The organism is Mesorhizobium sp. M2C.T.Ca.TU.002.02.1.1 (assembly GCF_003997225.1).
Map to the genome: position 1 here is coordinate 1 of NZ_RZTO01000440.1, position 5,178 is coordinate 5,178.

6 protein-coding genes are annotated in these 5,178 nt (G+C 67.7%); all 6 read right to left on the reverse strand.

Features of this window, described 5'->3' with window-relative positions; all coding sequences use genetic code 11:
- Positions 1-472: L-2-amino-thiazoline-4-carboxylic acid hydrolase (locus EOD07_RS21595; protein WP_127236914.1), on the reverse strand; the 472-nt coding region annotated here is incomplete at its 3' end.
- Positions 473-536: 64 nt separating this feature from the next.
- Complete coding sequence (locus tag EOD07_RS21600; protein WP_127236915.1) at positions 537-1,313, reverse strand: ATP-binding cassette domain-containing protein; 777 nt, start codon at positions 1,311-1,313, stop codon at positions 537-539.
- The gene (locus tag EOD07_RS21605) at positions 1,310-2,320 is read right to left on the reverse strand and encodes an ABC transporter ATP-binding protein (protein WP_164772409.1); all 1,011 of its coding nucleotides are present in this window, start codon (positions 2,318-2,320) and stop codon (positions 1,310-1,312) included. Before EOD07_RS21605 ends, EOD07_RS21600 begins: the two co-directional genes overlap by 4 nt.
- Positions 2,317-3,147: an ABC transporter permease gene (locus EOD07_RS21610; RefSeq protein WP_127236916.1), complete on the reverse strand. Its 831-nt coding sequence runs from the start codon at positions 3,145-3,147 to the stop codon at positions 2,317-2,319. Before EOD07_RS21610 ends, EOD07_RS21605 begins: the two co-directional genes overlap by 4 nt.
- Entirely contained in the window at positions 3,144-4,130 is a 987-nt protein-coding gene (locus EOD07_RS21615; protein ID WP_127236917.1) for an ABC transporter permease, read from the reverse strand. The genes EOD07_RS21610 and EOD07_RS21615 overlap by 4 nt, the downstream gene beginning before the upstream one ends.
- A gap of 273 nt (positions 4,131-4,403) precedes the next feature.
- Positions 4,404-5,178 (reverse strand): ABC transporter substrate-binding protein (locus EOD07_RS21625; protein WP_245470379.1); only part of this gene is annotated, 775 nt, incomplete at its 5' end.

Genomic DNA, 5,178 nt, shown 5'->3' on the forward strand with positions numbered 1-5,178 from the left:
AGCCGGGGCCGTGGCCCGGCGTCCAGGTGATATTGGCGAAGCGCACGCCGGTCGCCTCGAACAGGCCCCGGTCGAATGCGCCGGCGATGCGGCAGAGCGTAGCGAGTTTCTCCTCGCCGACGCCGGCCTCGACCCAGGCGTCCTTCAGCGGGCAGCGCTTGACCTTGAAGGCGATGTGGCCAGGCCCGCGATCGACGTCGGTCGGATACATGCGGCCGCCATCCGGGCTGACGGAGAGGAACGCCTCGCCGATCGCCGGCGCGTCGTTGGGGCCGAAGCCGGCGAAAGCCGCCGCCGCGACTTCCCGGCCGCGCTTTTCGATCGTGCGTATCATGACCGCCTCGGCCTTCTCGGCGCCGAGCTCGGCGGTCAGCTCGTCGAGGAAGAGGCGGTAGAGGTCGGCGCGGTTGCGGAAGGCGGAATCGAGCTCGCGCGACAGTTTTTCGGCCCTGGCTGCTTCGGGATCGGTCATGGTGCGTCCTGATCTTGTTTTTTGACCGTGATGTTGCCCGCAAATCGGTTGCCACTTTGCGGGATCATGGTCGGCTCCTGGTCAATCTTGGCGTCGCCGTCACAAGCGCCCTGCCGATCACCGATTGCGGGTCGGCGATGACGGCGCGGGCATCGCCGCTCTCGGCGATCCGGCCGGCGTCGAGGATGATGACGCGGTGCGCCACGGCGCGGATGACGCCGAGGTCATGCGAAATGAACAGATAGGCGATCCGTTCGTGCCTTTGCAGGTCGAGCAGCAATTCGAGGATCTGGCCGCGCACCGAGACATCGAGCGCCGACACGGCCTCGTCGAGCACGATCAGCGACGGCCGCGTGGCAACGGCGCGGGCGATCGCTACGCGCTGGCGCTGGCCACCGGAAATCTCGTGGATGGCGCGCGCGGCAAGGCCGGCGTCGAGGCCGACGCGCTCCAGCAACGCCGCGATGCGGCGCGGGCGCTCGGCGCGCGTGGCGATGTTGTGAATGCGCAAGGGATCGTCCAGCACGCGCGCCACGGTGGCGCGGGGATTGAAGGCGGCGAGCGGATCCTGGAACACCATCTGCAGGCGGGCGCGGCGCGCGCGCAGCGCGGCGCCCGACAGCGCGAGGAAGTCCGCGCCTTCGAATGCGATGCGGCCGGCATCGGGCTCGATCAGCCGCAGCACCAGTCTGGCGATGGTGGATTTGCCGCTGCCGGACGGCCCGGCGAGCGCCAGCGTCTCCGCGGGCCCGATCTCGAAGGACACATCGTCGACTGCCGCGAACGGTTTATCGCCGCGACGATAGCGCTTGGTGAGACTGGAGACGGCAAGCACGCTCATGCCGAAGCGCCTTGCCGGTCGAGCAACGGCTTGGCATCGAGGCCGAGATGGGCGCCGAGCAGGGCGCGTGTGTAGGCATGGCGCGGGGCTTCGATAATCTCGCCGGTCTCGCCGAGCTCGACCAGCTCGCCATGGCGCAGCACCGCGATGCGATCCGCAAGCGTGGCGGCAAGCGCGATGTCGTGGCTGATGAAGATGAGCGTCATGCCGTCTTCGCTGACCAGCCTGCGGATCAGGGCGACGATCTCCGCCTGGACGATGGTATCGAGCGCGCTGGTCGCCTCGTCGGCGATCAAGAGTTTCGGGCCGGCGGCAATTGCCGCGGCGATGGCCACGCGCTGCTTCTGTCCGCCGGAGAGCTGGTGCGGATAGGCGCGGAGGGCCGAGTCCGGGCCGGGGAGGCGGACGCGTTGGAGCAGGGATTTGGCCTTGGCGTAGGCTTCAGGCCAGGTCAGTTCGAGATGGGTGCGGGCGACCTCGGCGATCTGCTTGCCGACCGGCATCACGGGGTCGAGGCTGGAAGAGGGGTCCTGGAAGATGAAGCCGATGTCGCGACCGAGGAGGGGGTGGCCTGTGGCAATCGCGGACGGTTGGCGATCCTTCGCCCCCCTCTCTGTCCTGCCGGACATCTCCCCCTCAAGGGGGGAGATTACGCTGTGATCTCCGCCTTCGCCAATTTTCGAGGTTGCAAGAAGAGAGCTGGCGACGGAACTGCCGATCTCCCCCCTTGAGGGGGAGATGGCCGGCAGGCCAGAGAGGGGGGCGAAGGAATGAGACGTTTGCGATTTCGGCATCGCCCAATCGATGGTTCCGCCGGTCAAAGCAGATCCCGCCAACAACCCAGCAACCGCCAGCGCCAAGGTGCTCTTGCCCGAGCCGCTTTCGCCAATGATCGCCAGGCGCTCGCCGGCCTCGATATCCAGGCTCACACCTTTCAGTGCCTGCACCGCCACGCCGTCGCGACGATAGGCCACCGACAGATCGCGGATCGACAGCAGCGCCGTCACGATAGGCTCCTGCGCACGGCAGTGCTCTCCACCACGCCTTCGCCGGCGAGGTAGACGCCGAGCACCGTCAGCACCAGCGCCACGCCGGGAACGATCGACAGGAACGGCGCGGTGCGCAGCACCGTGCGGCCCTCGGCGATCATGCCGCCCCAGGTGACGCGGTTGGGGTCGCCGAGGCCGAGGAAGGAGAGCGCCGCCTCGGTGAGGATCGCGGCGGCCACGATCACCGATGACAGCGCCAGCACTGGTGGGAGCGCATTTGGGAGCACTTCGCGAAAAGCGATCTCCAGAGGGTGCATGCCGATGACGCGGGCGCCGGCGACATAGTCGCGCTCGCGGATCGACAGCACTTCCGCACGCGCCACCCGCGCCGGTCCGGTCCAGGCGCTAAGCGCGATGGCTGCGACGACGACGCCCAATGAGGGACCGACAATGCTGACGAAGGCCAGCGCGAGCAGGAAGCTCGGCACGGTCTGGAACGCATCGGTGACGCGCATCAGCACCTCATCGACGAGCCCTCCGGCAAAGCCGGCTAACGTGCCAACCACCGCGCCGATGAGGAGCGCGGCGGCGGCCGCCGCCAGGCCGACGGCCAGCGAGGTGCGGGCGCCATGGAACAGCTCCGCCAGCACGTCGCGGCCGAGCCGGTCGGTGCCGAGCGGCACCGACCAGTCCCGGAAGGGCGGCTGCAGCGCCGGGCCGGCGATCGCCTGCGGGTCGCCGGGAAAGAGCAGCGGCGCCACCAGCGCCATGACGGCCAGCAAAGCGAGGATGAGCGCGCCGGCGACTGCTTCCGGCGTGCTCAAAAAACGGCGCAGGCGGCTCATGCGCTTGCCTCGCCGGCACCGACGCGCGGATCGAGGAAAGCATAGGCGAGGTCGACCAGCAGGTTGATGACGATGACGAGAATGGCGCTGACCAGGATGATGCCGAGCAGCAGCGGCGTGTCGCGGCCGGCGACGGCTTCCTGCGCCAGGCGGCCAAGGCCGGGCACGGCGAAGACGCTTTCGATGACGACGCTGCCGCCCAGCATCTGCGCCGATTGCAGGCCAAGCATTGTGACGAGAGGCAGGAGCGCGTTGCGGGCGACATGGGCAAGCACGATGCGGCCGCGCGTCAGGCCCCGGGCGCGGGCGGCAAGCACGAAATCCTGCCGCCAGGCCTCGGCCATGCCGGCGCGCATCATGCGCAGATAGAGCGCGAGATAGATGAAGCCCAGCGCCGAGACCGGCAGCACGAGGTGGGTGGCGATGTCGGCGGCGCGGCTAAACCCGGTCTTGGCCGACGCAATGGTCTCGATGCCGCCGATCGGCAGCCAGCGCAGATCGACGGCAAAGACGACGATGAGCACGAGGCCGAGCCAGAAGCCGGGCACGGCATAGAGCGCCAGCGAGCCGACGGACAGGAAGCGGTCGCGGAAGCTCCCGGGTCGCGCGCCGGCATAGATGCCGAGCACTGAGCCGAGGCCGAAGGAGAGCGCGGTGGCGCCGCCCATCAGGATCAGCGTGGTGGGCAGGCGCTCGAAGATGACGTCGCGGATCGGTCGCGAGAAGGTGACCGACTGACCAAGGTCGAGATGCAGCAGCGCCCAGAGATAGTTGGTGAGGCGCGTCAGCTCCGACTGGTCGAGGCCCCAGCGGTGGCGCAGCAATTCGATCATGCCGGCATCGCCGCCAGTCGAGACGATGTAGGCGTCGACGGCGTCGCCAGGGGCGGCTTCGAGCAGCAGGAAGCTGCCGATGACGACGATGAGGAGCACGAAGACGCTGCCGACGAGACGGCGGCGCAGGAGGCGGAGGGCGCGGGTCATGCCCGCCTCGAAGGTTTGGAGAAAGGCCCGCTATAAGAAATGCCAAGCCCAGGCACCCCCCTCTGGCCTGCCGGCCATCTCCCCCGCAAGGGGGGAGATTGGATGTCGCGAACGGGTTCGCCAATTTTTGACGTTGCAGAACTGGCGGGACGGACAAACGGATGATCTCCCCCCTTGAGGGGGAGATGTCCGGCAGGACAGAGAGGGGGGTGACGGAACGCGGCCTCCGGCCAAATTCCGATTTCTTCGCGAACTCTCATCCGCGCGAGTGTGTCACGATTCCAAATAGGTGTCCGCCCAGTTCGACACAGCCCAGCGCGGGTTGTTGGCGATGTTGCCGACCGTGTCGCGGGCGACGGAGATGAAGCTCCATTCGGCGACGTTGATCAGCGGCAGATCGGCGGCGACCTTTTTCTGGAACTCCTTGTAGAGGTCGGTGCGGGCCGCGGTATCCAGCGTCTCGGATGCCTTGACGATCAGCGCGTCGAGGTCGGCGTTCTTGTAGCCGCCCTGGTTGGAGAAGGGCACGCCGTCGGGAATGCCGCTTTGCACCAGGATGGTGGTCGAGATCGCCGGGTCGCCACGGAACACCGGCGGACCGACGGCAAGGTCGAAGGCGTGGTCGGTGTAGACCGCCTTGATGTGCGCGGCGGAATCGTTGTTGACGATCGTGGCGTCGATGCCGATGGCCGCGAGCGCCTGGCGCAGATAGTCGCCGAACTGCTTCGTCTCGTTGAAGTAGGGCGCCGGCAAAAGCTTCAGCGCAAAGCGCTTGCCGTCGTCGGCGCGCTTGTAGCCGGCTTCGTCCAGCAGCGCGTTGGCCTTGGCGACGTCGAAGGCATAGGTCGGCACGTCGGCGGAGTAGAATTGCGGATCGTTCTTCGGCACCGGGCCGGTGGCGGTCGCGGCGTAGCCGAGGAAGATCGTCTTGACGACGAAATCCTTGTCGATGGCATGCGCGATCGCCTGCCGCACTTTCAGATCGGCCAGCTCCTTGCGGCGGTGGTTGATCTCGACGACGAGCTGGTAGGTCAGGCCCTCATAGCCC